The sequence below is a fragment of the Prevotella sp. 20925_1_30 genome (assembly GCF_041433025.1).
Classification (GTDB): Bacteria; Bacteroidota; Bacteroidia; order Bacteroidales; family Bacteroidaceae; genus Prevotella; species Prevotella vespertina.
Genome location: NZ_JAPWAR010000018.1, coordinates 21,908 through 47,165 on the forward strand (window position 1 = coordinate 21,908; position 25,258 = coordinate 47,165).

The 25,258-nt window shown below is 41.0% G+C and carries 18 protein-coding genes and 2 tRNA genes; 13 read left to right on the forward strand and 7 right to left on the reverse strand.

Features of this window, described 5'->3' with window-relative positions; translation table 11 throughout:
- Window positions 1–21 precede the first annotated feature (21 nt).
- From recQ to mutL, 7 genes are all read left to right on the forward strand, one after another.
- Window positions 22–2,205 (forward strand): DNA helicase RecQ, encoded by a 2,184-nt coding sequence (gene recQ / locus O3603_RS08595; protein ID WP_314573415.1) that lies wholly within the window; start codon window positions 22–24, stop codon window positions 2,203–2,205.
- Window positions 2,206–2,587: 382 nt separating this feature from the next.
- On the forward strand, window positions 2,588–4,072 hold the full coding sequence (gene guaB / locus O3603_RS08600; protein ID WP_371522213.1) for an IMP dehydrogenase: 1,485 nt from the start codon (window positions 2,588–2,590) through the stop codon (window positions 4,070–4,072).
- Between the two features lie 75 nt (window positions 4,073–4,147).
- A complete protein-coding gene (locus O3603_RS08605; RefSeq protein ID WP_371522215.1) occupies window positions 4,148–5,572 on the forward strand; it encodes a peptidylprolyl isomerase in 1,425 nt (474 codons plus the stop codon).
- A 19-nt stretch (window positions 5,573–5,591) separates the two neighbouring features.
- Window positions 5,592–7,028: a peptidylprolyl isomerase gene (locus O3603_RS08610; protein WP_009434455.1), complete on the forward strand. Its 1,437-nt coding sequence runs from the start codon at window positions 5,592–5,594 to the stop codon at window positions 7,026–7,028.
- Between the two features lie 95 nt (window positions 7,029–7,123).
- Complete coding sequence (locus O3603_RS08615) at window positions 7,124–8,956, forward strand: OstA-like protein (RefSeq protein ID WP_371522217.1); 1,833 nt, start codon at window positions 7,124–7,126, stop codon at window positions 8,954–8,956.
- Between the two features lie 107 nt (window positions 8,957–9,063).
- On the forward strand, window positions 9,064–9,351 hold the full coding sequence (locus tag O3603_RS08620) for a ubiquitin carboxyl-hydrolase (protein ID WP_371522219.1): 288 nt from the start codon (window positions 9,064–9,066) through the stop codon (window positions 9,349–9,351).
- A 13-nt stretch (window positions 9,352–9,364) separates the two neighbouring features.
- Entirely contained in the window at window positions 9,365–11,236 is a 1,872-nt protein-coding gene (gene mutL, locus O3603_RS08625) for a DNA mismatch repair endonuclease MutL (protein ID WP_371522221.1), read from the forward strand.
- A 207-nt stretch (window positions 11,237–11,443) separates the two neighbouring features.
- On the opposite strand, the gene lipA is transcribed toward mutL, so the two are convergent.
- The gene (gene lipA / locus O3603_RS08630; protein ID WP_371522223.1) at window positions 11,444–13,264 is read right to left on the reverse strand and encodes a lipoyl synthase; all 1,821 of its coding nucleotides are present in this window, start codon (window positions 13,262–13,264) and stop codon (window positions 11,444–11,446) included.
- Window positions 13,265–13,824: 560 nt separating this feature from the next.
- Between lipA and O3603_RS08635 the strand changes: the two genes are divergently transcribed.
- The 5 genes from O3603_RS08635 to asnS all read left to right on the forward strand — a co-directional run bounded on the left by O3603_RS08635 (window position 13,825) and on the right by asnS (window position 18,775).
- A tRNA-Val gene (locus O3603_RS08635) sits at window positions 13,825–13,899 on the forward strand.
- A gap of 49 nt (window positions 13,900–13,948) precedes the next feature.
- Window positions 13,949–14,023: transfer RNA gene (locus O3603_RS08640), tRNA-Val, on the forward strand.
- Window positions 14,024–14,184: 161 nt separating this feature from the next.
- On the forward strand, window positions 14,185–15,531 hold the full coding sequence (gene purB, locus O3603_RS08645) for an adenylosuccinate lyase (protein WP_371522225.1): 1,347 nt from the start codon (window positions 14,185–14,187) through the stop codon (window positions 15,529–15,531).
- A gap of 157 nt (window positions 15,532–15,688) precedes the next feature.
- Window positions 15,689–17,221: a pseudouridine synthase gene (locus O3603_RS08650; protein WP_315441273.1), complete on the forward strand. Its 1,533-nt coding sequence runs from the start codon at window positions 15,689–15,691 to the stop codon at window positions 17,219–17,221.
- A 162-nt stretch (window positions 17,222–17,383) separates the two neighbouring features.
- Window positions 17,384–18,775 carry an asparagine--tRNA ligase gene (gene asnS, locus O3603_RS08655; protein WP_371522228.1) on the forward strand — a complete coding sequence of 464 codons (1,392 nt, stop codon included), beginning with the start codon at window positions 17,384–17,386 and terminating at the stop codon, window positions 18,773–18,775.
- Between the two features lie 51 nt (window positions 18,776–18,826).
- On the opposite strand, the gene O3603_RS08660 is transcribed toward asnS, so the two are convergent.
- Together O3603_RS08660 and O3603_RS08665 are read right to left on the reverse strand one after the other, a co-directional pair.
- Entirely contained in the window at window positions 18,827–19,765 is a 939-nt protein-coding gene (locus O3603_RS08660; RefSeq protein WP_371522230.1) for a hypothetical protein, read from the reverse strand.
- Between the two features lie 78 nt (window positions 19,766–19,843).
- Complete coding sequence (locus O3603_RS08665; RefSeq protein WP_314574089.1) at window positions 19,844–20,668, reverse strand: hypothetical protein; 825 nt, start codon at window positions 20,666–20,668, stop codon at window positions 19,844–19,846.
- Window positions 20,669–21,578: 910 nt separating this feature from the next.
- On the opposite strand from O3603_RS08665, the gene O3603_RS08670 reads away from it, so the two are divergent.
- Window positions 21,579–21,983 carry an OsmC family protein gene (locus tag O3603_RS08670; protein ID WP_371522232.1) on the forward strand — a complete coding sequence of 135 codons (405 nt, stop codon included), beginning with the start codon at window positions 21,579–21,581 and terminating at the stop codon, window positions 21,981–21,983.
- A gap of 162 nt (window positions 21,984–22,145) precedes the next feature.
- On the opposite strand, the gene O3603_RS08675 is transcribed toward O3603_RS08670, so the two are convergent.
- The 4 genes from O3603_RS08675 to O3603_RS08690 form a co-directional block, all read right to left on the reverse strand.
- Window positions 22,146–23,030: a ThiF family adenylyltransferase gene (locus O3603_RS08675; protein WP_371522234.1), complete on the reverse strand. Its 885-nt coding sequence runs from the start codon at window positions 23,028–23,030 to the stop codon at window positions 22,146–22,148.
- A gap of 50 nt (window positions 23,031–23,080) precedes the next feature.
- Window positions 23,081–23,950: a S1 RNA-binding domain-containing protein gene (locus O3603_RS08680; RefSeq protein WP_155716712.1), complete on the reverse strand. Its 870-nt coding sequence runs from the start codon at window positions 23,948–23,950 to the stop codon at window positions 23,081–23,083.
- Between the two features lie 130 nt (window positions 23,951–24,080).
- Window positions 24,081–24,464, reverse strand: coding sequence for a GxxExxY protein (locus tag O3603_RS08685; protein WP_155716711.1), 384 nt, complete (start codon window positions 24,462–24,464; stop codon window positions 24,081–24,083).
- A 98-nt stretch (window positions 24,465–24,562) separates the two neighbouring features.
- Window positions 24,563–25,237 (reverse strand): ABC transporter ATP-binding protein, encoded by a 675-nt coding sequence (locus O3603_RS08690; protein WP_314519602.1) that lies wholly within the window; start codon window positions 25,235–25,237, stop codon window positions 24,563–24,565.
- Window positions 25,238–25,258: the final 21 nt, after the last annotated feature.

Genomic DNA, 25,258 nt, shown 5'->3' on the forward strand with positions numbered 1-25,258 from the left:
AGGAAATCACCAACTATTAACATGACAAAAGAGCTCAATCTTACCGAAAAACTTAAATATTACTTTGGCTTTGAGAAGTTCAAAGGTGATCAAGAAGCCATTATACGCAATCTTCTTGCAGGACATGATACCTTCGTACTAATGCCTACAGGTGGTGGTAAAAGCCTGTGTTATCAACTTCCATCACTGATAATGGAGGGTACAGCTATTGTTGTTTCGCCTCTTATTGCATTAATGAAAAACCAGGTAGATGTCATCAATGGTATCAGTGAAGAGGATGGTGTAGCGCATTATCTTAACTCATCTTTAAAGAAGGCTGAGATAGATAAGGTTCGTGCCGATATTGTTTCCGGACGCACAAAGCTACTTTATGTAGCCCCAGAATCTCTCAATAAAGAGGAGAATATGGCGTTTCTAAAGTCGGTGAAGATAAGTTTTTATGCGATTGATGAGGCTCATTGTATATCTGAATGGGGACACGATTTCCGTCCAGAATATCGTAAGATACGTTATGCAATAGATACTATTGGAGCTGCACCAGTCATTGCGCTCACTGCAACTGCAACCGATAAGGTGCGGACGGATATCATTCGTAGTCTTGGAATAGAGGATTGTGCCGAGTTTAAAAGCTCTTTTAATCGTCCTAATCTATACTATGAGGTACGTGCAAAGAGGAGTGATGACGATACAAGCAAGCAAATAATTAAGTTCATTAAGCAGCATACTGGTAAAAGCGGAATCATCTATTGTCTTTCACGTAAGAAGGTGGAAGAGTTGGCAGCCATCCTTCAAGCTAATGATATAAAGGCTGCGCCCTATCATGCAGGGCTCGATTCGGAAACGAGATCGAAGACTCAAGACGACTTCCTTATGGAGGAGTTGGATGTTATTGTGGCTACAATAGCATTCGGAATGGGTATTGATAAGCCTGATGTACGCTTCGTTATCCATTACGATATACCGAAGAGTTTGGAGGGATATTACCAAGAGACAGGACGTGCTGGACGTGATGGTGAGGAAGGGATCTGTATTGTCTTCTATTCAAAGAACGACTTGAAGAAACTCGAGAAGTTTATGGAAGGAAAGCCTGTAGCTGAGCAGGACATTGGTAGGCAGCTGTTACAAGAGACTGAGGCTTATGCTGAATCGTCTGTTTGTAGGCGTAAGATGTTACTTCATTACTTTGGTGAAGAATATCCAAAGGATAATTGTTGTATGTGTGATAACTGTCTGCACCCGAAGAAGAAGATTGAGGCAATGAATCAGCTCTTGATAGTTCTCCAAGCAGTGAAGGCTTTGAAAGAAAACTTCCGACAAGAGTATGTCATTGACTTCGTCAAAGGTAGGGCGACAGATGATCAAAAAGATCATAAGCACAACGAGCTTGAAGACTTCGGTGCCGGCGAAGATGAAGACCCGAAGATATGGAACCCTGTAGTCAGACAAGCACTCTTGGCTGGTTATTTGAAGAAGGATGTCGAGAATTACGGATTACTGAAGTTGACAGCAGCAGGCAAACGCTTCATGAAGTCGCCAACGTCGTTTATGATCGTAATGGATGCCGAATTTAAGGATGAAGAGGACGATGATACACCATTGACGGGCACTGCAGTTCTCGATCCGGAGCTTTTCTCTATGCTAAAGAACCTTCGTAAGAAGATAGCACGTAAGTTAGAAATTCCTCCATACGTCATCTTTCAGGATGTATCCTTAGAGCAGATGGCAATGATGTATCCTATTAATGAAGAGGAACTACAGAACATTCAAGGGGTAGGAGCAGGTAAGGCGAAGCGTTATGGGAAAGAGTTTTGTGAATTGATAAGGCAACATTGCGAAGAAAACCACATCGAACGTCCCGAAGAACTACGTGTGCGAACGGTCGCAAAGAAGTCTATGCAGAAGGTAAAAATCATCCAAAGCATTGACAGACAACTCCCACTTGATGACATTGCATCGGCAGAAGGACTTGATTTTGATGATCTTCTCACTAAGATTGAAGAGATTGTCTATAGTGGAACGAAGCTCAATATCGATTACTTCCTAGAGGATGTTTACGATGATGATACAATCAATGACATCTATGACTACTTCATGGACAGTGAGACAGATAGCCTAGATGTGGCAATGGAAGAGTTTGGTGGTGATTATAGTGAGGATGTTATCCGGTTGGTACGTATAAAGTTTCTGTCAGAGATGGCAAACTAATCGCATATAAAAAATATAATTTTGACTTAAAGGAAGTGCTTTTTTCGATTTGAAGAGAGGCTTCCTTTGTTGTGAAGGGAGGCTTTCTTTGATGTGAAGAAGGCGTCTCTTTTTTTTCAATCTCTTGTCTGTTGCTAACGAGGTCGGTTCTCTTTAGTTTGCAACTACTAGTTAGAAGATGTATGAAATGCACGAATCTTATATCCAGAAGAAGATCAGAACATCCGTTACTATATCTTTTTTCCATGTGATATTATAGATATTCTATTGTCGTACTAAGCTGCCGTTAAATAGCTTTAATTCGATTAGAGAAAATGGAGGAAAAGCCTGTCTATTTGATAATTAATTACTAAATTTGCATGCAATAAATTTCCAAATCATTATGTCATCATTTGTTGCAGAAAAGATCAAGATGGACGGATTGACTTACGATGACGTCCTTTTAATCCCAGCTTATTCGGAAGTATTACCCAAAGAGGTACAGTTGAAAACCAAGTTTTCACGCCACATTGATCTCAATGTGCCCTTTGTTACAGCGGCAATGGACACCGTTACGGAGAGCTCAATGGCGATTGCCATCGCTCGAGAAGGTGGTATTGGTGTGATCCACAAGAACATGACTATTGAGGATCAAGCACACCAAGTTGCAATCGTGAAGAGGGCTGAAAACGGTATGATTTATGACCCACTGACTATCTTAAAAGGTAGAACAGTGAAGGATGCACTCGCGATGATGGCCGATTACCACATTGGTGGTATCCCCGTTGTAGATGAGGATAACCACTTAGTAGGCATTGTGACCAATCGAGACTTGCGTTTTGAACGCCATTTGGATAAGTTGATTGATGACGTGATGACCAAGGAGAACCTTGTTACTACACATCAACAAACCGACCTTACTGCCGCTGCGCAGATTCTTCAAGAGAATAAGATTGAGAAGTTACCAGTAGTCGATAAGGACAATCATCTTGTAGGTCTAATCACTTATAAGGACATCACAAAGGCTAAAGATAAGCCTATGGCAAGCAAGGATGAGAAGGGTCGTTTGCGTGTCGCAGCGGGTGTTGGCGTTACAGGTGATACCATGGAGCGTGCCGAAGCATTGGTTGCTGCAGGTGTAGACGCTATCGTCATCGATACTGCTCATGGACATTCTGCTGGTGTTATTGGTAAGTTGCATGATGTAAAGGCGGCCTTCCCTAACCTTGATGTTGTAGTGGGTAATATTGCGACGGCAGAGGCAGCTAAGTTCCTTGTTGATAATGGTGCGGATGCAGTGAAAGTAGGTATTGGTCCTGGATCTATCTGTACAACACGTGTTGTAGCAGGTGTGGGTGTACCACAGTTGAGTGCTATCTATGATGTTTATAAAGCGTTGGAAGGAACGGGAGTGCCATTGATAGCTGATGGAGGATTGCGCTATTCTGGTGATGTCGTGAAGGCTTTGGCAGCTGGAGGAAGCAGTGTGATGATTGGTTCTTTGGTTGCAGGAACAGAGGAATCTCCTGGTGACACGATTATATTCAATGGTCGTAAGTTTAAGAGTTATCGTGGTATGGGCTCTTTGGAGGCTATGGAGCAGAAGAATGGTTCACGTGATCGTTACTTCCAGAATGATATCCGTGATGCAAAGAAACTGGTACCAGAAGGTATTGCAGGACGCGTTCCTTACAAGGGAACTGTTCAAGAAGTTATCTATCAACTTGTTGGTGGTCTCCGCTCTGGAATGGGCTATTGTGGTGCTGCTTCTATCGAAGATTTGCACAATGCGAAGTTTACTCGTATCACCAACGCAGGCGTTATGGAGAGTCATCCACATGATATCACTATTACGAGTGAAGCACCAAACTACTCTCGTCCAGAGTAATTAACAGATTAATAATTAACCGCCCTCTTCTCTGTAAAAGCAGTGGAGAGGGTATGTGTGTCTTAAATAATAACAATGAAAATCAAGGCTCTTTTATTATTGTCACTGCTATCTACCACGATGGTATTTGGGCAGATTGACCCAACCATAATGACTATCAATGGGCATCCAGTTAGTCGTTCTGAATTTGAGTATTCATATAATAAGAACAATGCAGAAGGAGTCATTGATAAGAAGAGTATAGCCGATTATGTGAACCTGTTCATCAATTATAAGTTGAAGGTACAAGCGGCTTTGGATGCTCGTTTGGATACATTGTCTTCCTTCAAGCAGGAGTTCCTTACCTATCGAGATCAGCAGGTTCGTCCATCGTTCCTAACAGACTCAGATATTGAGAAAGCGGCTCGGGATATTTATCAAGAGACGAAGAAGAGTATTGAAGCGAATGGTGGCTTATGGCGTTGTGCACACATTCTTGTAGGAATAAACCAGCGTGCGACAAAAGAAGAAGAATTGAAAGCTAAGGTCTTGGCAGACTCTATCTATAATGCTTTACAGCATGGAGCAAACTTCGGAGAGTTGGCTAGGAAGTATTCTGCTGATCGAGAGTCTGTACAGAATGGAGGCGAGTTGCCTTTACTACAAAAGGGGCAGACTGTACAGGAGTTCGAGTGTGCTATGTTGGCATTGAAGCCTGGTGAGATTAGTAAACCAACACTTTCTCCTTATGGTTATCACATTATTAAGATGATAGCACATGAAGGATTGGCTCCTTATGATTCGTTGCATGCAAGGATCTTACAGTTTATTGAGATGCGTGGATTGCGTGATCAGATTGTCGATAAGAAGTTAGATAGCCTTGTTCAGCAGGCAGGTAAGGGTGTAACTCGTGAGCAATTACTTGATAAACAACTTGCGGAACTGGAAGAAAAGGATGCTAATTTGAAGAATCTTATCCGTGAGTATTATGATGGCTTATTGATGGTTGAGATGAGTAATCGTATGGTTTGGGATAAGGCTTCAGCAGATATTACGGGCTTAGAAAACTATTTCCACAAACATAGGAAACAATATAAATGGACTGAACCACGCTTTAAAGGCATTGCTTATCATGTAAAGAATCAAGCTGATGTTGAGGCTGTGAGGGATTGTGTGAAGCGACTCCCTTTTGCACAATGGAATGATGCACTGCGTAAGACATTCAATTCTGATAGCACACTTCGCATACGTGTTGAGAAGGGAATCTTCCGTAAGGGTGATAGTGAACTTGTCGATGAGCAGGTGTTTGGAATGAGTGTTCCTGTGAAAGAGATGAAGGACTTTCCTATTGGTGCAACCTATGGTAAGAAGTTGAAAGCACCAGAGTCTTTGGATGATGTACGCGATCTTGTGGTTTCTGATTATCAAAAGGAACTTGAGAAGAATTGGGTTGATTCATTGCGAAAGAAATATAAAGTTGTGGTTGATAAGGCTGTGCTTGCTACAGTCAATAAGCATTAAGTGATAATAAAGGAATCAGATGAAGATAAATAAATGTAAGACAGGTGCTTTGCTCATAGGCGTTACGCTTGTGGCAATGGGCTTGCATGCAGGTGCCTTTCGTGCCTCTGCACCGCTAGTTCTAACAGATTCGGTAGATACGAACCAGGTTGATAAAGCCAATAATGTTGTCGATGAGGTGATATGGGTTGTGGGTGATGAACCAATCTTAAAGTCCGAAGTCGAGATCATGAAACTGCAGGGAGAAGCAGAGGGAATGAAGTGGGATGGAGACCCAGAGTGTGTGCTGCCTGAACAAATAGCAGTGCAGAAACTCTTCCTTCATCAGGCTGCTCTTGATAGTGTAGAGGTGACTGAGTCGGAGATAGCACAGGGAGTTGATCAACAAATCAACTACTGGATTTCCTTGCCACAAATAGGTTCTAAGGAGAAACTAGAGGAGTTCCAACATAAGAGTATAGCACAACTTAGACAAGACTTACACGATGATTATAAGAATCGTCAGTTGGTTCAGAAGATGCAAGAAAAGCTTGTTGGTGATGTGAAAGTATCACCAGCAGAGGTGCGAGAATACTTTAAGAAGCTACCAGTGGATAGTATTCCTATGATTCCAACTACCGTGGAAGTAGAGATTTTGACACAAACACCAAAGGTGGAGACAGAGGAAGTTAATCGTATTAAAAACCAACTACGTGACTATACGGATCGTGTAACAAAGGGGGAAACATCCTTTGCCACTTTAGCACGTTTGTACTCCGAAGACCCTGGATCATCGCGTCAGGGCGGTGAATTAGGTTATATGGGAAGAGGAGTGTTAGACCCTGCTTTCGCTGCAGTAGCATTCAACTTGACTGATCCCAAGAAGGTTTCTAAGATTGTAGAGAGCGAGTTTGGGTATCATATCATTCAGTTGATTGACCGTCGAGGAGATAAGATTAATTGTCGTCATATCCTATTGAAACCTCGTGTATCAATGGCTTCTATTGATGCTGCAAAGGAAAGGTTGGACTCTATTGGGCGCGATATTCGCAAAGAGAAATTCACTTTCGAAGATGCTACCGCATATCTTTCTGATGACAAAGATACGAAGAATAATCATGGTCTCATGGTCAACTCGTCAGATAACTCACGCACTTCACGCTTCAAGATGAAGGACTTACCAACGGAAGTAGCACGAGTTGTTGACACCATGAAAGTTGGTGAGATCTCTGCTCCTTTTCAGATGGTTAACAATCGAGGGAAGGTTGTTTGTGCTATCGTAAAGCTAAAGAGTCGTACCGACGAACATAGAGCTACGATAACAGAAGACTTCCAAACTATGCGTGATATAGTTATTGCTCATCGTCGTCAAGAGATAATTCATGACTGGGTAGTAAGCAAGATTAAGAACACTTATGTTCGAATGAATCCTCGCTACAAGGATTGTAAGTTCAAGTATGAAGGTTGGATTAAATGACATTAGAAAACACTTATATATATAAGCTTTGCGGGCATAGAATCATGTTAATCACGATTCTATGCCTGTTTGGGTTATGCTATAACTACCCTTCTATGGCTCAGAAAGTGACGGAAAAGAAGGGTAGTAAGTTCTATATAGACCATGCTGATAACCTTAGACACAACCAGATGTTGATGCCAGATGTGCAGATTGCAAAGGGTAATGTTCGGTTGCGTTATAAGGGAATGACGCTTAGTTGTGATAGTGCATACTTCAATGACCAATCGAATTGGTTTAAAGCTTTCGGTAAAGTTCATATGACTCGACCAGGTGGAGTGACGCTTGATTGTCGTCGTCTTCACTATGATGGTATGTCTCAGATGGTTCATGTAAGAGAAAAGGTTGTTGTTCGTCAGCCTGGAAAGTCGTTGCGTTGTGATAGCTTAGACTATAACATGACATCGAAAGTTGCCAATTACTTCGGTGGTCGTGGAACCTTGGTTTACAATGGAAATACTGTTATTGCCGATCAAGGTGATTATAACACAGAGAGCCACGATGCGAACTTCTTTGGTAATGTTGTTATGTTTACTCCTAAGTACAGAATCACAACTCCAGAGGCACATGGTAATACAGAAACCGGTTTGGTACACGTTGTTGGCAAGTCAGTTATTCGAACAGCAAAGGGCGAAGTCGTGCATACTAGCGATGGAACTTATAATAGTCGAACTGACAACATGGAGCTTAATGGTCATTCAACGATTACATCTCCAAAGCAAGATGTAGAGGGAGATAACATCGTTTATAACAGTTCGACGGGTGAAGCCGAAGGGCATGGTAATGTAAAGATAGTCGATAAGGCAAATGACAGAACCATAATAGGTCAAGACGTATTCTATAATGAGAAGACTGGTCATAGCACTGCTCGTGGTAATGTGAAGATCGATGATCGGCGACAAAAGAGAGTGATTACTGGTGATGAAGTAATCTACAATGCCAAGTCTGGATATAGTGAGGGACATGGTAATGTGAAGATTATTGATAAGCTAAACCAGCGTACAATCACTGGTCGCGACCTTACTTATAATAGCAACACGCACGAAGGAACAGGGGAAGGGAACGTCTATTATATAGATGAGAAACAGAAACATGCCTTCAAAGGAGACTATCTTCACTATACTGACTCGGCGGCTATAGCATTTGGCGGAAAGCCTGGTCCGATTGCAAAGGACTTCTCTCAGGGTGACACACTATTCGTTCATGCCGACACTATTAGTATGAAGGGATTCTACATGAACACGCCTAAGATGTATCGTGAAATCTATGGCGTCAATAACGTGAGGGCGTTCCGCACGGATGTACAAGCCGTATGTGGATTCCTTGTTGCTAATACGAAAGACTCCTGTATGACTATGTATGACTACCCGATAGTATGGAGTGGTAACCGTCAACTAGTAGGTGATTCGATCAAGGCATACATGAATGATTCCACCATTCGACAGGCTTTTGTCTATGGTAATGCGTTCTCTATTGAGACGCTTCCAGATAAGCAACACTATAATCAAATATCGTCACGTGACATGCGTGCAGACTTTGTCAATGGTGCTGTTAGGCGTGTGGACGCATGGGGAAACGTAGAAGTTGTGTTCTATCATACCGATAAAGACAGTACGTTGATAGGGCATAATTACACGGAGACAGATACCCTTAGTATGTTCATAACACCCGAACGTAAGTTGAAAAAAATATGGATGTCCAAGGCAGATGGTGTGATTAGTCCAATGACGCAGATCCCTCCTGATCGCCTGACATTGCCTCACTTTGAGCTTTTTGATAATGTTCGTCCAAAGGATAAGAATGACATCTTCCGTCGTGCGGCACGTAAGACGGAAGCTACCAAGCGTAATGCTCAAGTCATCTTGCCGCCTCGACAACGTATAGAGTGACCCCTTGTCAACCTATTGTCGTAATCATTTACGACAATAGGTAGAATCATTTCCGACAATAGGTCAACTTCTCCTCACATTATTAACATCATTAACTCCTTTGAAATATGTTCTTCTTTCAATCATCAAAGCCCCGTCGTTTTCATCATGAATACATGTATGTTGATGAACGTAAAGAGTTTCTCTCGGATATAGAGAAGCGTGCGAAAAATGAGTTAGAACAGCAAGATGAGCCAAAGGAGGGGTATCGTGAGGAACTTCAAAGGCGTCTTTCTCATAGCTTGCGACCACAAGTTTTGACACACAAATACAATCGTTTCACAGCCATGTGGGTGTCTTTGATACTCTCTGCAGGTGTTATAGCACTGCTTATCTTATTCTTGTTTATTGCTTAAGCATTATTAATCAATGAGTGATATCATACAACTTTTACCCGATAGTGTAGCCAATCAGATTGCAGCGGGAGAGGTTATTCAACGCCCGGCATCCGTTATCAAGGAGCTAGTAGAGAATGCCATCGACGCTGGAGCAACGTCAATTAATGTCTTAGTAGTCGATGCGGGGCGCACATCTATCCAAGTGATTGATAACGGAAAGGGTATGTCAGAGACTGATGCACGCCTCTCTTTCGAGCGACATGCAACTTCTAAGATACGTAAGGCAGATGATCTTTTCTCACTCCATACCATGGGCTTTCGTGGAGAAGCACTTGCGTCGATTGCTGCGGTGGCGCAGATAGAATTGAAGACACGCATGGCGAATGATGATCTTGGTACTCATCTGTCTATCTCGGGTAGTCGTTTTACGAATCAGGAACCTTGTTCCTGCCCTGTAGGAAGTAATTTCTTGGTTGAGAATCTCTTCTTCAATGTACCTGCACGACGCAAGTTTTTGAAGTCGAACACCACCGAATTGAATAATATCATCAATGCTTTTGAACGCATTGTATTGGTTTATCCGCATATAGCCTTTACCTTATATAGTAATGGAACAGAGCTTTTTAATCTGCGATCATGCAACTATAGACAGCGAATTGTTGAGGTGTTTGGGAAGAGACTGAACCAAGATCTCTTGTCAATAGACGTTGACACAAGTCTATGTCATATCCATGGCTTTGTTGGGAAACCAGAGTCTGCACGCAAGAAGACGCCCCAGCAGTACTTCTTCGTTAATGAACGTTATATGAAACACCCGTATTTTCATAAGGCGGTCATCACTGCGTTCGATCGACTTATCCCTCAGGGAGAGCAGATTCCTTACTTTCTTTATTTTGAAGTACCGCCTACGAACATTGATGTAAACATTCATCCGACAAAGACGGAGATAAAGTTTGAGAATGAGCAAGCCATCTGGCAGATTCTTTTAGCAGCTGTGAAAGAAGCCGTGGGGCGCTTTAATGATATTCCTTCGATTGACTTTGATACCGAGGGGAAGCCTGATATTCCTGTATTCGACCCTCATTCAGGAACTAAAGCACCGAAGGTTGAAATCAACCCATCGTTCAATCCTTTTAAACAAACTGCCCAACCGCAGAATCCGAGTGTGCCAGAGGGTTGGGAGGAGTTGTACTCTGGTTTGGATGGGAATGCTGAGATACGCCAATCAAAACTCTTTGAACAAGATGATTTAGATGTTAATACGACTCCAACAGACGAGAGTTTGATTATTTCATCAGCCTCTACAGCCTCTACAAACGAATCGATGATAGAGGAAAAGTCACCTTCACACTATCAGTATAAGGGTAGTTATATCATGACAGCGGTGAAGTCTGGCTTGATGATTATCGATCAACACCGTGCCCATATACGCATTTTATTTGAGGAGTACTTGCGTCAGTTGTCATCTCATAAGGCTCATTCGCAAAAGGTTCTATTCCCAGAAGTGGTACAATTCACCGTATCTGACAAGTTAATCATCGATCGCATCCTCCCTGAAATGGCAGAGATGGGCTTCCAATTGGATAGTCTCGGTGGTGATAGTTATGCTGTGAATGGAGTGCCAGCAGGCATCGAAGGGCTCAATGCTGTTAGTCTTATCCAAGATATGGTGGCGTCGGCTGCGGAGAGTGGGGCAAGTGTGAAGGAAGATATCGATCGTACCCTCGCTTTGAGTTTAGCACGTAATGCTGCTATTCCACAGGGTCAGGTATTGACCAATAGTGAGATGGATAACCTTGTGAATGAGCTTTTCACTTGTGAAAATGTCAATTACACGCCATCTGGCGAACCGATTATTGCGGTTATGAAGCAGCATGATATTGAACATTTGTTTGATAGTTAAAGGAGGAGAAGCGCCTAACGGAAGGTCGTGTACCTGTATTCCTCTGTCATAGAAATATGTCATTAAGGTGACTTGTCATTGTGTCTTTATGGCTAAAAACACGTCTCCTCTATCTTAGAAATATGTTATTACGACAATCAGTCATTGTGTCATTCTATCTAAACCATGTCAGTAAAGGGTAGGGGAAAGCCTATTCTCAATCTTGTTTTACCCCTCTGCAGCATGATAAGAAGAGCGAACCAGCGGTCCACTCACCACATGCTTGAATCCTTTCTCTAATGCAATGCGCTTGTAATCGGCAAATTGTTCGGGTGTAATATAAGCTGATACGGGGAGATGGTGGGCTGTTGGTTGAAGGTACTGACCCAAGGTTAGACGCTTACAACCCGTTTTGAGAATGTCATCCATCGTCTCTAATATCTCCTCGTGGGTCTCTCCTAAGCCCAACATAAAGCCTGTTTTGGCTGTAATACCGCACTCCGTAATCTCATGCAACACCTCTAAACTTCGGTTATATTGTGCTACTGAACGCACAGAAGGCGTCAGTCGGCGTACAGTCTCCATGTTATGACCAGCCACATGAGGCTTTGTTGCCATCACCTGATGTATGAGTTCAGCTTTACCCATAAAGTCAGGGATAAGTAGTTCGACCTTTGTTTCGGGGTTCAAACGCTGTATTTCCTTGATTGTCTGTACCCAATGTGCAGCTCCATAATCGTCTAAATCGTCACGATCCACCGATGTGATGACGGCATAACGCAGTCCCAAAGCCTTGATGGATTCGGCTACTCTTGTTGGTTCGTTGCTATCTAATGCTCTTGGTCGCCCACTCAAAGTGTTGCAGAAACGGCATTTTCGGGTGCAGATATCGCCCCCAATCATCAGAGTTGCCGTGCGTGCCATCCAACATTCAGCCCTGTTTGGACATAAGCCACTCGTACAGATGGTGTTCATGTGGTGTTTCGACAAGATTCCAGCAGTCTCGCCAGTTGACTTCTTCGATGTTAGATCAATCTTTAACCACTCTGGTTTCATCACGTGTGGTTTGCGTCCAAAGAGCAAGCGGAGCAGTTGTGAGAGTTGAAAGCCACGTATGATAGTTGACAAATCAGTAGTTTTCAAAATATTTTCAACAGCCTCTCTCGTAAACTCCACGCCTTTTAATGGTTTCAGAAGAGCGTTATCAATATCTCCAAGGAGGAAATAATCGCCCATCAAATTGATGCTTACAATCGTGTTATTCTTTAGTTCTATGTGCGCTTCCAGTGTTCCCACCCCCTCGAAACGATGCTTTTTTACAATAGAATACTTCGGATTTTTACCATAAACAAAGCTGTCGGAGGCTAACTCCTGTTCGATTCTTTCAATTCCTTTCATATCCTCTTCGGTCAATTCTAACACCTCACTATGGCAGAATTGTTGTTGGGCATAGCGCATGAAGTCGGTTATTTCAATGTCAGTATATTGTGATACGTTGGTAACACGTTGCCTAACAGAATCTATTCCTTTGCTCTTGAGCTTCGCAAGTGAGGGCGTGAGTGCATTTGAAAGATGCGATAGTTGTGTGTTAAAAAGCAATGAATTATGCAGAACACAGCGGTTGTTAAGTTGATAAAAAGCACATCCTGAAACCTTCGTGTCGTTGATGAGGATGTCATTTCGCCCTGATAATTGGGCATTGATACCAATACTTTGTAGCAAATTAGCCATGCGATTCATGTATTGAACGAAGGCTTCATTCGCATTAGAAAGGTGTGATATATACGAAAACTGTATGCACCCTTCATCGGCATAGATACATCCTCCACCGCTCTTACGCCTGAATATGTCGATAGAATGTGCCTTGCAATAATCAACGTTCACCTCATTTTCAATCAGTTGATTGCGCCCTAACATTACAGTAGGGGGTACACGCCATGCCAAGAAATAATCATCATCGGGGTAATGATGGGCAACGTATTCTTCTACAGCAAAATAGAAAGGTAGCTGATGGAGCTTATCTTGTTTAGGTAATAGTATATATTTCATTGTTTGGTATTGATTGATACTGCTTACAAATGTACGAACTTTTAGAAAAAGAGACGAAGTAATATGGGTAAAAAAACAAATGATTTTGTTGTAAATATTAGTGTTCAGTGTTGCAGCTAGGTTCCTTCTATTTTTGAGGAGAAGTCTGTTTATCTGAATACAAATGGTTCACAATGTTTGAGGAGAACTCTTCTTGGCAGAGTTTTTAGCTTATTTTTTCTTCATTATTTGTTTATTTTCTTATTAAAAATAGACTATTTTTTAGATGAAAACGGCTTTAAATCTAACGTAAAATAATCTATTTCCCCCAATGATAAAAGTCTTTCTCTGATAATGTAGAGCCTCCTTTTGCAAATTAAAGGGAGCAGAAAGAATACTAAAAGAGCTTGTGTAACAAGCCTAACGACCTACTACAAGTACAACACATAACCGAACAGAAGGATATCAAATAGAAATAAAGAAAGATGTAAATAATAGCACCCTACATTAAAATAATTCCTTAATTGTTTGCCAGAAACAAAAAAAACACTTACCTTTGCACTCGCCTTACAGAAAGTGAGGGGCGTTTAGCTCAGTTGGTTTAGAGCATCTGCCTTACAAGCAGAGGGTCGGCGGTTCGAATCCGTCAACGCCCACAAGGGGTGTTTCCCTGTGATTCTTCGGGGTTGCAGGGATTTTAATTTAGGGCGTTTAGCTCAGTTGGTTTAGAGCATCTGCCTTACAAGCAGAGGGTCGGCGGTTCGAATCCGTCAACGCCCACGAATGGTTATCAACAAAAGAGAAGACTTCGTAACACTTGTTACGAAGTTTTCTTTTTATCTGTATAAAAGGCGTCTTCTTTTTTGTTTTATTATTATTTATCCTTGTGAGTTTACCGATTTTATTGCTAAATTTGCACCTATTATTAATCATCCATTGTTATGACTCTCGACACATTAACAGCCGTATCTCCAATTGACGGACGCTACAGAAACAAAACAGAACGTCTAGCTGATTATTTTTCAGAATATGCTCTTATTCGCTATCGCATACGTGTAGAAATAGAGTACTTCATCACTCTTTGTGAACTACCACTACCTCAGTTGGCAAGTTTCAACCATGATTTATTTGAACAACTACGTGATATTTACCGCAAGTTCGATGAGTCTGGTGCAGCAAGAGTAAAGGAGATTGAGAAGACAACAAACCATGATGTTAAGGCTGTAGAATACTTCATTAAGGAGGAGTTCGATAAGATTGGGGGCTTAGATGAGTATAAGGAATTTATCCATTTCGGCTTAACTTCACAGGACATCAACAACACGAGCGTTCCTCTGTCTATCAAGGAGGCACTTGAGGAGGTGTATTATCCACAGGTGGAAGAGCTTATTCAGCAGCTAAAAGAGTATGCAGAAGAATGGAAAGAGGTTCCAATGCTAGCAAAGACACATGGGCAGCCAGCTTCTCCTACTCGATTAGGAAAGGAAATAGAAGTATATGTATATCGTCTTAGTGAGCAACTGGAATCCTTACGCAGTTGTAAGTTTACAGCCAAATTTGGTGGTGCAACAGGTAATTTCAATGCGCATCATGTAGCCTATCCAACGTATGACTGGCGTGCTTTTGGCAATCTGTTTGTCAGTGAGAAACTAGGTTTGGAACGTGAACAATGGACTACACAGATTAGTAATTACGACCACATGGGTAGTATCTTTGACGCTATTCGTCGTATCAACACCATCATTATAGACCTTGATCGCGACTTCTGGATGTATATATCAATGGAATATTTCAAGCAGAAGATTAAAGCCGGAGAGGTTGGTTCAAGTGCTATGCCACACAAGGTGAACCCTATTGACTATGAGAATAGCGAAGGTAACTTGGGTGTCGCTAATGCTATTTTGCAGTTCTTAGCACAGAAATTGCCAGTTAGTAGATTACAGCGCGACTTGACAGACTCTACTGTCTTACGTAATGTAGGTGTACCACTTGGTCACAGCGTTATCGCTATTCAAAGTACGTTGAAAGGTTTACGTAAACTTATTCTCCATGAAGAGAAACTACGTGAAGACCTTGATGATACATGGGCGGTAGTAGCTGAAGCTATTCAAACTATCCTTCGTCGTGAGGCTTATCCACATCCTTATGAGGCATTAAAGGCTCTCACACGTACCAATAACAAGATGACTGAGGAGACAATTCATGAGTTCATACAGACATTGAATGTTAGTGATAGCGTAAAAGCAGAGCTCATGGCAATTACTCCACACAACTATACTGGAATTTAAAATATCCATAAATCATTAAAAAGAAAGATTATTAATAAAACTGAGTAGCTCCTTCTAATAGGAGTTCTAACAAATAATAATTAGAAATAAAAGAATAATAAACTTTATTACTCATTGATCGTGAGGTCAGTAGTTAACATTAAAGCAAACTACAATTATGGCAGAAGAATTCGAGAACAAAGAGGTTCAGTCTGAACAGAATGATAATGGCCGTGAGGGCTATTCTGCAGCTGGACAAGGTGGTTATCAAAGAGAGTACCGTGGCACAGGACGCCCACAACGTCCACGTATTCACACACAGCGTGCTTATAGCAGCGACAAGGCTAATGGTGGAAACGACGAAGGTGGCTTCCGTCCAGAGGGCTTTGGTTCAGGCTTGCAAAGCAGTAGCCGCCCACAACAAGGAGGTTATCGCCCACGTCAAAGCAACTATGGTGGTGGATACAACAATCGTAGTGGCTATCAAAGTCGCCCTCAACAGGGAGGATACCGCCCACGTTACAACAACAACAATGGCGAAGAAGGAGGATATCAATCACGCCAAGGTGGATACCAAAGTCGTGGTGGTTATCAAAGCAGACCACAGCAAGGTGGATATCGTCCACGTTATAATAACGAAGAAGGAGGATACCAGTCACAAGGTTATCGCCCTCGTTATAACAACAACACTAACGCAGAAGGAGAAGAGAACAACAATGGTTATCAGGTAAACCAGGGTGGCTATCAGCCACGTCAAAATGGTTACCAAAACCGTGGTGGATATAATAATCGCGGTGGGTATAATAACCGTGGTGGTTATCAGAACCGCAGTAGTTACAATAATCGTGGCGGTTATCAGAGTCGCGGTGGGTATAACAACCGTGGTGGATATAACCAAGGTGGATACCGTCAGCGTACCGCAGATTATGATCCAAATGCAAAGTATTCAATGAAGAAACGCATTGAATATAAGGAAGAGAATTTCGATCCAAACGAGCCAATTCGTTTGAATAAGTATCTAGCTAATGCTGGTGTTTGTTCACGTCGTGAGGCTGATGAGTTCATCCTATCTGGTGCTGTCACCGTAAATGGTGAGGTTGTTAAAGAACTTGGAAGTAAGGTTCTACGCACTGATGTTGTACTCTTTCAGGATAAGACAGTTTCACTAGAAAAGAAGGTTTATGTCCTATTGAATAAGCCTAAGGATTACGTTACAACAAGCGATGACCCACAACAGCGTAAGACTGTAATGGATCTTGTTAAAGGTGCATGCCCAGAGCGTATCTATCCTGTTGGACGCCTAGACCGTAACACAACCGGTGTATTGCTTCTTACAAACGATGGTGACCTTGCTTCTAAACTCACACATCCTAAGTTCTTAAAGAAGAAGGTTTATCATGTATTCCTTGATAAGCCTGTCACAGCAAATGATCTTCAGAAAATCTCTGATGGTATTGAGCTTGAAGACGGAGAGATAAAGGCTGATGCCATTGAATACGCTAGTCCTGACGATTTGGCACAGGTTGGTATTGAGATTCATAGTGGCAAGAATCGTATCGTTCGTCGTATCTTCGAGAGTCTTGGTTATCGTGTTGTTAAGCTCGATCGTGTACAGTTCGCTGGTCTAACAAAGAAGAATGTACGTCGTGGCGATTGGCGTTTCCTCACAGAGAAGGAAGTTGATATGCTGCGCATGGGTGCATTTGAATAAGAAGCCCTCCCCAAGCCCCTCCGAAGGGAGGGGGTGAGAGGATAAACGAGGATAAAGACTTCTACTATAAACTTCTAAGGAAAGAATGTGTAAAGAGATTCCCTCTTTATTCCTTTTCCTTTTCTTTTGAGCTTGTTGAGAAGTCCTAATTACAATACAAAGATGAAAAGAACAAAAGTCGTCGATGCACTTGCTTGCACCGACTTTGGTAAAGATATTAATGTAAAAGGCTGGGTTCGCTCACATAGAAGTAGCAAGGCTGTTGACTTCATCGCACTGAATGATGGCTCTACTATCAAGAACATTCAGGTGGTCGTTGACCCTACTACTATCGACGATGAGAAACTGAAGAGCATTACAACAGGTGCTTGTATCAGCGTTATCGGTACGCTTGTAGAGAGTCAGGGTGCTGGTCAGACGTCGGAGATTCAATGTAAAGAGATTGAAATCTATGGTCTTTGTCCAAGCGACTACCCTATGCAGAAGAAGGGGCAGAGCTTTGAGTACATGCGCAAGTATGGTCACATGCGTCTGCGCACAAATACTTTCGGTGCTGTATTCCGTATTCGCCACAATATGGCAATCGCTATCCACAAGTACTTCCACGACCATGGTTATTATTATTTCCACACTCCATTAATTACTGGTAGTGATGCCGAAGGTGCTGGAAATATGTTCCAAGTAACGACACTCGACCTCGATCGCGTCGCAAAAGGTGGTGAGGTTGATTATAGTGCTGACTTCTTCGGTAAGCGCACGAACCTTACTGTATCTGGTCAGTTGGAGGGTGAGTTGGGTGCTACCGCACTTGGTGCTATCTATACTTTCGGTCCCACTTTCCGTGCAGAGAACTCTAATACGCCTCGTCACTTGGCAGAGTTCTGGATGGTTGAGCCCGAAGTAGCCTTTATTGATAAGGATGAATTGATGGATCTTGAGGAAGACTTCATTAAATACTGCGTTCGCTGGGCATTGGAGAATTGCAAGGACGACCTTGAATTCCTTAACAAGATGATTGACAAGGGACTGATTGCTCGCTTAGAGGGTGTACTCAAGGAGGATTTTGTTCGCCTAACTTACACTGAAGGTATAGAGATTCTTCAGAAGGCAGTTGCTGATGGTGTGAAGTTTGAGTTCCCAATCACTGGTTGGGGAATGGATCTCAGCAGTGAGCATGAGCGTTATCTCGTTGAGGAATACTTCAAACGCCCTGTCATCATGACCGACTATCCAAGCGAAATTAAGTCGTTCTATATGAAGAAGAACCCTGATGGCAAGACAATGCAGGGAACAGACGTTCTCTTCCCACATATCGGTGAGATTATTGGTGGCTCTGTTCGTGAAGAGAATTACGATAAGCTACTTGCAGAGATAGATAATCGCGGTATGAAACGTGAGATTTACGACTGGTATCTCGACACTCGTAAATATGGAACCTGTCCACATGGTGGCTTCGGACTTGGCTTCGAGCGCCTCATCCTCTTCGTTACTGGTATGCAAAACATCCGTGACGTAATCCCATTTGCACGTACTCCTAAGAACGCAGAATTCTAAAGATAAGATAACAGAAGGCGACTATCTCAACAGATGGTCGCCTTTTAATCACTAAAATTTATCTTCAGAATTATAAAGCTTAGATTTTACAATTACTATTACAGAGTAAGGAGCATCCGTATAATCTTTTTTTATGCTTACAATTACAAGGGATTCGCTTTCATCAGAATATCGTGTTTTAAAACCATTCTCTTCAATCTTGTATTTATTAAAAGTATGATTACAAAACTTATATTTACATATACTGTCTCTAAACCTTTTTGCTTCATCAGCATCAAAACAACTTTTCCTAAGTAGAATTGCAGACAGATGACTAGTCGTGCTTGTATAAATAAAGTAAAAATAGGAAGAGTCCCATTTTATGTTCGCAAACCAAACATCATCGTATGCTATCCAATCTCTAGACGATTCAGAACAATCTCCCAATTTGTGTTCTAAGATTCTTTTAGTTTTATCATAAGAATCACCAAAATTCGTATAAAGAATAGATTCATTTAGATCCTGTTCTACATATAGTGGCTTTTCATCTTCATAACAAAGCCAAACACTATACTTCTTTTTGCTATTTTTATTGATGTATATATATAAGTTTACTTCTGAATCATTATTATGAGATTCATAACTCAAAGGGACATTAGCTCGCGTCTTTTCTATCGCAAAATCATAAGATAACTTCTCTTTAAGCTTATAAAGGAATTCTTTAGCACTTTCTAAATATACAAAGTCTCTATTAAGTTCTATCTCAGAAAGGTGACTTTGATCTTGCTTGTCAATTTTAAAATCGAAATTAATGTAATCCCATTTATATCCAGCATAGGACACATCCCAGTACGTAATACTTGTTTCATCTGTATTATCAGTATATCCAAATCTATTTTGAAGCATTTTCTGAACAATCTCTTTTGACATTCCCATCTTTGTATCAGCAATTTGGGAATAACAACAAACTGTATAAAATGAGAACAAGAAAGCAAATAAAAACTTATTCATAAATATATAACTTTTAAATCATTATAAAATGGAGTTTAGTGCTAAAGTATATCCGTTCCATAACTTAAAGCATAAACATCATTTCTTCCAAACAAGAGGCTTATCAACACTAAATTCAAAGATAGGGCGACCAGCCTCATATAGAGGAATCTCTACTTTAATTCTCTTTGCCTTCTTACATCTAGAGATGAAATCATTGTGCTTTCTTATGAAAACATGTGTACTAGAACCATCTGCAGGCTCATCAAACCAGTAACGAATAGGCTTCTCATCATCAAATCGAACCATCACATAATTTTGATTAGAATATTCATTCCCATAGACTTGCCCCTCACTAACATAAATAATGGCATCATATCCCCACTTCTTCATATATCTGATTGTAATCTTTGCTTCTGTAGAATAGTATGGCGCATCAAGGTTTACAGAATTATCACTGACAATTGAAGCCCAAATATTCTTAGTACTTGTCATCTTATCCTGTTCTTCTTTGAAATTCCAAGAACGGATATTTGAAACTGATTTCGACTTAACAGTACTAGAATCAGGTACTATGGCTGTTGAATCATCCGATACATTTATAGGAGTACCACTGGGGTGTGACTCCTTTTTAATTTGGCTAAGAGAAAGGAGGACCATTATGATAGCAATAAAAATAAGGCAATACATTAGAGAGATTACCTTAAAAGAGCTCTTCTTTTCATGAGATTCTGTGGGTTGATTCTCATCATTCTTCTTAAAATTAGCCAACTCTTTCTTTATACGTTCTCTTTCAATTTGTTGCTGTTTTTCGCTTTCTATTTTATCTCTGCGGATACAATCATTAACGAATCTTTCTGCATCCTCCTTAGCACTTAAAAAGGACTCTAAGTCCTCATCTATCTTAACATAGAAATTACTCATGGTTATATTTAAATAGGTTTTTAAGATTATAATTATACAAAAGCAAATATTTCAATAGCTTTCCCACAGCAAAGTTAATAATATAAATTAATAAAAACTAATAATTAAAGGGAATATTCCTAAGTTGGAAAAAATAGCAAACAATTAATCTAATAATAACTAACATCACGTAAATATTACTTTTAAGCATGAACAATACAGAAGAACTGTTTAGAAAATATTGCTGTCCAGTAGAGCTAAAATACAAGCAAGGATTCCTGTCCTTAACTTTTATCTCTGGAAGAGGTTTATCGAAAGGCTATATTTTGTAATAAAATACTGCTAATTTGAGGGGGTATTTCTGCGATATTTTCAAAGAGGAATGTACTTTGACTCAAATACGGAAAATATGGGGCTGAAAAGATAATGTTTTATAACTTGTTGATATTCATCGTCTTATATATTTTATCTTATTATCTTAGCAAAAAAATATTCATTATTACTGAAAAACAAGGGAATTTTTGTTGAAAAACTATATATTTCTCAACAAAAAACTATATATTTCTTAGCGAAAAACTATATACTTTTTAGCAAAAAACTATATACCTTTTGCACAAAAACTATATAGTTTTCGAGAAAACCCTACTTTTGACTCATTTTTCGCCCATAATAATGGGCTATTTACTCTAGAATGAGAATTTTGAATGTAAAGAACTTTCAGAAACAAATGCTATTATTGTAATACTTAAAGAGGGATTACGAAGTGGGCTAGCATTTACACATCCATAAAAGTAACAGGGAGTGACGGCAAACTAATTTTCAGTAAAATAATTAATTCCTTGTTTTATCTATAACCTTTTACTACCTTTGTCGAAACATATAAATGTTATTAGCAAACCGAAGTATTATTACTAATTTAAAAGATACAATTATGACAGTTACAAAAGCAATTTATCAAGGGAAAGGGCGAGTTGAAGCAACACACGTTAGGTCTGCTGTAACCATAAACACTGATGCTGGTAAGGCTGTAGGAGGCTTGGGGGAGAACCAAAATCCTGTTGAGTTATTGGGCAATGCACTGGCTGCATGTGCGCTGACGATGATGGGATTGCAAGCTGAACGTGGTGGTGTAGATTTTTCAGGTTGCTATGCTGAGATTGGTCAGATTGAAGAAGATATGGAGACTTTCGCTGTTTCACGTATTCCAATCACCTTCCATCTGAAAGTTTCATTTGATGAGAAGCAACGTAAGAAGTTTGAGCATATCGCTCTAAAGACTTGCTTTGTTGGTAATACGCTAACAGCAAAGAAAGACTTCACATTCGTTTATGAGTAATCTCATGGTATAATTTGACATAAAATACAACAAAAACAAAGAGCATTTGGAGATTGTAACATCACCAAATGCCCTTTAATTTTCTTACGTAGTCTTAGGATTATGTCTTTCCAACGATGACAGAAACACTTATATCCCCTTAATATATACAATATAAATACATTACTTATCTGCAGCAGCTTTCTCTGCTTTGATTCGTTTATGCTCTTCCAACATCTTTTCTGCACGCTCACGTGCAATGCGAGCAGGCTCACTTGTAGCCTCATCTTCAGGGCGGATGCGCATAGTGTGGGCAAGATTGACAAGATCTTTCACAGCTTCTCCACCTGCGATTAGTCCCGCCGCAGCTGGAACCCACGCATTAGAACTAGGGATAGTATGGCGGTCGGTACACTTACGCATATCCTTGTCAGGACAGATGCAGTGGAAACGACAAGAGATTTCGGGTTGCTCTATACTCTCAAGCGGTTCTTCAGGACTATATACTACCTTTAGATGCTTAATCTTTGTCTTACGAAGTTTCTTGCGAATCACCTTCGTCAGTGGGTCGTTGATAGTCTTGAAGATGTCAGTCACACGAAACTGCGTAGCATCCAGCTTATAAGCTGCACCCATACAAGAAAGCAAAGGGATGTTCAACTCATGACAACGATAGATGAGATCAAGCTTTGCTGTTACGGTATCGATGCAATCAACGACATAGTCATAGTGTGAGAAGTCGAATTGGTCAGCATTGTCGGGTAAATAGAAGGTCTGATATTTCCGTACGATACAACGAGGATTGATGGTATGAATACGTTCTTCAGCCACGTCCACCTTGTGTTTTCCCACTGTCCGAGTGGTTGCAAGAAGTTGTCGGTTGACGTTCGTAAGACAGACACGGTCGTCATCAATAACATCAATAGCCCCCACGCCACTGCGTGCCAAGACTTCCACAACATATCCACCAACACCTCCAACACCAAAAACAGCCACGCGACTACCATTTAAGGTGTCGATGGCAGGCTTACCAAGAAGAAGTTGGGTTCTTGAAAATTGATTCTGCATTGTATTTTATTATCCTTTATTTGGTCTGCAAAAAAAGCGAGTTAGAAGAATCATTGCTCGCCGACTAAGCGTATAGACAATGGTTCAACTGTGATGAGTCGGCGCTTGTAAAGGTCGCCAATAGCTCGCTTATAAACCTTCTTTGACACTTGGAAACGACGCTTGATATCCTCTGCTTCGCTCTTATCGCCAAGGTCGCAGATGCCATTATGATCACGGAGATACTGGAGGAGCACCTCAGCAAAGTCTTCTGCATGCTGCTGCCCTGTGGGTTGAAGTGTACAATCTATCTTTCCATCGGGGCGAACAGTGGATATGTAACCCTTCAATCGGTCGCCAGTGTGAACATATTGAAACACCTGATCTTCATAGATAAGACCAGGATACTGGTTATCAACAATCACCTTAAAGCCAAGATCTGTCTTCTGCCATATGAGAAGATCAACCTCCTGCCCATGCTTATAATCACGTGGTCGACGTTCGTCAAGATAATGTTCCACTTTAGCAGATGCCACAAGGCGATAACTATCTTCGTCCAAATGGATATGCACAATATATGAATTACCCATTACCATTCGCTTTTTCTGTTCACGGAACGGACAGAAGAGATCTTTCATCACACCCCACGAAAGGAATGCACCATACTCATTGACCCACGAACACTCCAAGTAAGCAAAGTCGCCCACCTGCGCCAGGGGATCTTCTGTCGTAGCAATAGGGCGCTCCTCTTGATCAAGATAGACAAATACTTCTATCTCATCACCAATCTCAGTACCTTCTGGTACATACTTCTGAGGCATGAGAATCTCTCCATCTGGTCCTCCATCGAGGAAAAGTCCAAATGGTTCACCATTGCCTTCACGTAAGGCAATCTTTAATACAGTGAGCGTGTTGTATGCTCCGAGCTTTATTTTAGACATAATGCTTTATTTTTAGACAAAATGAACTTTAGACAGAATGACTTATTAGTTAATGACATAGAAAGAATGAAATAGACAGAATGACATAAAGACATATTTTTTAATGACATATTAGTTAATGACATATTCTTTAAATATGCGGAGTATAAACTCTATACTTGCGTTTAATTTCTAATCTCTCTGCAGCACCAAAGTTAATAATTAGTCCATTGTCTATCTCTGCTATGGTAAGATAGTTTACGAGCTGAATCTCATGTGCAGGTAGCAAATGAGCAACAGCCTTTAACTCTATAATAACGCTTCCTTCTACTATTATATCTGCTCTGAAATTGCCTATCACATGTCCTTTATATTGCACAGGCAACTCTACTTCATCCTCTACTTTGAGCCCAGCTTCTCCGAGTTCTAACAACAAAGCCTTCTTATATACACTCTCTATATACCCAGCTACCAAATGGCTCCGAACCTCGTAGGCGGTGTTTATAATTAGTTTTATCAACTGCTCTGTGCCCATCGTATCTCAGTTTTAATGAAGATTTAACAGTGACTTATTCCTTTCACCTCAGAAATATCTCATTAAAGAAATATGTCATTAAAAGATATGTCTCTATGTCATTCTGTCTCTTGACAAATGTCATTCTGTATCATGCCATCTTTAAGATGTATTGTTCTATCTGTTATGTGTGCGAGCCCTTCATCATGTGTAACAATGACGAAGGTCTGACCGAACTTATCGCGGAGATCGAAGAAGAGTTGGTGCAGCTCTTGTTTGTTCTTTGTGTCCAAACTACCTGAAGGTTCATCGGCAAGGATGACAGCTGGATTGTTTACCAATGCTCGAGCCACTGCCACACGCTGCTTCTCACCACCTGATAGTTCGTTGGGCTTATGACTTGCACGATCGCTTAACCCCATAAACGCTAATAACTCCTCTGCGCGCTGACGTGCTTCCTTCGTCTTTCTGCCTGCAATATAGGCAGGAATCATAATGTTCTCAAGGGCAGTGAACTCTGGTAAGAGCTGATGAAACTGGAATACAAAACCGAGATGTTGGTTACGGAAGTCGCTCAACTTTCCTGTCGAAAGACTACCAACGTCAATGCCATCGACAATGACAGAACCACTATCAGGTTTATCCAGTGTTCCGATTATCTGCAATAAGGTAGTCTTACCAGCACCTGATGGTCCGACAATGCTCACCACTTCTCCTTTATTAATATGCAAGTCGATACCCTTCAACACCTGAAGTGAACCGAAACTCTTGGTTATGTTCTTAATATCTATCATAATGCTATTCTTTTATTGGGG

Excerpts from the sequence above, each read along its gene's own strand:
- recQ (WP_314573415.1), top strand. The coding sequence starts at position 22 with ATGACAAAAGAGCTCAATCTTACCGAAAAACTTAAATATTACTTTGGC.
- guaB (WP_371522213.1), top strand. The coding sequence starts at position 2,588 with ATGTCATCATTTGTTGCAGAAAAGATCAAGATGGACGGATTGACTTAC.
- O3603_RS08605 (WP_371522215.1), top strand. The coding sequence starts at position 4,148 with ATGAAAATCAAGGCTCTTTTATTATTGTCACTGCTATCTACCACGATG.
- O3603_RS08610 (WP_009434455.1), top strand. The coding sequence starts at position 5,592 with ATGAAGATAAATAAATGTAAGACAGGTGCTTTGCTCATAGGCGTTACG.
- O3603_RS08615 (WP_371522217.1), top strand. The coding sequence starts at position 7,124 with ATGGCTCAGAAAGTGACGGAAAAGAAGGGTAGTAAGTTCTATATAGAC.
- O3603_RS08620 (WP_371522219.1), top strand. The coding sequence starts at position 9,064 with ATGTTCTTCTTTCAATCATCAAAGCCCCGTCGTTTTCATCATGAATAC.
- mutL (WP_371522221.1), top strand. The coding sequence starts at position 9,365 with ATGAGTGATATCATACAACTTTTACCCGATAGTGTAGCCAATCAGATT.
- lipA (WP_371522223.1), bottom strand. The coding sequence starts at position 13,264 with ATGAAATATATACTATTACCTAAACAAGATAAGCTCCATCAGCTACCT.
- purB (WP_371522225.1), top strand. The coding sequence starts at position 14,185 with ATGACTCTCGACACATTAACAGCCGTATCTCCAATTGACGGACGCTAC.
- O3603_RS08650 (WP_315441273.1), top strand. The coding sequence starts at position 15,689 with ATGGCAGAAGAATTCGAGAACAAAGAGGTTCAGTCTGAACAGAATGAT.
- asnS (WP_371522228.1), top strand. The coding sequence starts at position 17,384 with ATGAAAAGAACAAAAGTCGTCGATGCACTTGCTTGCACCGACTTTGGT.
- O3603_RS08660 (WP_371522230.1), bottom strand. The coding sequence starts at position 19,765 with ATGAATAAGTTTTTATTTGCTTTCTTGTTCTCATTTTATACAGTTTGT.
- O3603_RS08665 (WP_314574089.1), bottom strand. The coding sequence starts at position 20,668 with ATGAGTAATTTCTATGTTAAGATAGATGAGGACTTAGAGTCCTTTTTA.
- O3603_RS08670 (WP_371522232.1), top strand. The coding sequence starts at position 21,579 with ATGACAGTTACAAAAGCAATTTATCAAGGGAAAGGGCGAGTTGAAGCA.
- O3603_RS08675 (WP_371522234.1), bottom strand. The coding sequence starts at position 23,030 with ATGCAGAATCAATTTTCAAGAACCCAACTTCTTCTTGGTAAGCCTGCC.
- O3603_RS08680 (WP_155716712.1), bottom strand. The coding sequence starts at position 23,950 with ATGTCTAAAATAAAGCTCGGAGCATACAACACGCTCACTGTATTAAAG.
- O3603_RS08685 (WP_155716711.1), bottom strand. The coding sequence starts at position 24,464 with ATGGGCACAGAGCAGTTGATAAAACTAATTATAAACACCGCCTACGAG.
- O3603_RS08690 (WP_314519602.1), bottom strand. The coding sequence starts at position 25,237 with ATGATAGATATTAAGAACATAACCAAGAGTTTCGGTTCACTTCAGGTG.